The sequence below is a fragment of the Streptomyces sp. WG7 genome, from assembly GCF_049975785.1.
In the GTDB taxonomy this organism is placed as follows: Bacteria; Actinomycetota; Actinomycetes; order Streptomycetales; family Streptomycetaceae; genus Streptomyces.
This window is the reverse complement of record NZ_JBNGGE010000147.1, coordinates 1-1,343: the sequence shown is the minus strand read 5'-3', so window position 1 is coordinate 1,343 and position 1,343 is coordinate 1. Positions and strand designations below refer to the sequence as shown.

The 1,343-nt window shown below is 72.6% G+C and carries 1 protein-coding gene; it reads right to left on the bottom strand.

From position 1 onward, the window contains the following. Positions 1-1,343, bottom strand: a 1,343-nt coding sequence (locus ACP4J0_RS38435) for an acyltransferase domain-containing protein (protein ID WP_426604082.1), incomplete at both ends; no start/stop codon positions are given.

The window sequence follows — 1,343 nt, the reverse complement described above, 5'->3', positions numbered from 1 at the left end:
CCCGTGCCACCGGTGACCAGCACCGTGCCCCGCGGACGCCACTCACGCACGGTGCTGGTCTCCGCCAGCCGCGCACGCACCAGACGGCGACCGAGCATCCCGGAAGCCCTCAGGGCCACCTGGTCCTCCGCGCCGTCGCCGCCGAGGACACCCGCCAGGCGGGTCAGCGCCCGGTCGTCCACCGTGTCCGTGCCGGGCAGGTCGACCAGGCCGCCCCAGCGGCCGCCCTGCTCCATGGAGGCGACCCGCCCGAGACCCCAGATCAGCGCCTGGGCGGGATCGGTCACCTGCTCGGAGCGGCCGGTGGCGACGGCGCCGCGGGTCAGGCACCACAGGGGCACGGTCGCCTCGGCGTCACCGAGTGCCTGGACGAACGTGAGTTCACCCGCGAACGCGCCTTCGCCGCCGAGAGCGAGGAGGGAGAGGATGCCGCTGGGGGCGGAGTCGTCGAGTGCGGCCCTCACGGTTGCCGTCAGCTGCTCGCGGTCGGTCGTACCGTGCTCGACGCGCACGGTGCGCACCTGCGCCCCGCGGTCGGTGAGCGTGCGCTCGACGGCGGCCGCCCACTCCTCGTCCGCGCCGGTGAGCGTGTCGGGGACGGCGAGCAGCCAGACGCCGGTGAGGTGAGCGGAGGTGGACTCGGGCAGGGGCTTCCACGTCACGCGGTAGCGCCGGCCGTCGACGGCCGACTGCTCACGGCTCTGCCGACGCCAGGACGACAGTCCGGGCAGGACATTGCCCAACGAACCGATCGCTTCCGGGGTGTCGAGAGCGAGGGTGCCCGCGAGGGCTTCGAGGTCCTCGCGTTCGACGGCCTCCCAGAAGCGGGCGTCGATCTCGTTCTCCACCGGCACGTCGAGGTCGGGATGCGCGCTGGTCTCGGGCCAGAACCGCTGCGGCTGGAAGGCGTAGGTGGGCAGGTCGACGCGCTGCGCGCCGGTCCCGGCGAACACCGTCTGCCAGTCCACGGACGCGCCGTGGACGTAGGCCTCGCCCAGGGAGAGCCAGAACCGCTCCAGACCACCTTCATCACGGCGCAGGGAACCCAGGACGGCGGCGTCACGGCCGGTGTCCTCGACGGTCTCCTGCAGCCCGACGGTGAGAACCGGGTGCGGGCTGGACTCCACGAACACCCCGAAGCCCTGCGCCAGCAGGGTTCGGACCGCCTGCTCCAGCTCGACGGTCTGGCGAAGGTTGCGGAACCAGTAACTGCCGTCCAGTTCTCGCCCGGACACCCACTCGCCGGTGACCGTCGACAGGAACGGGACCTGCGCCTCACCCGGGGTGATCGGCGCCAGCAGCTTCCCGAGCTCTTCTTCGAGGAGGTCGACCTGAGCGGAGTG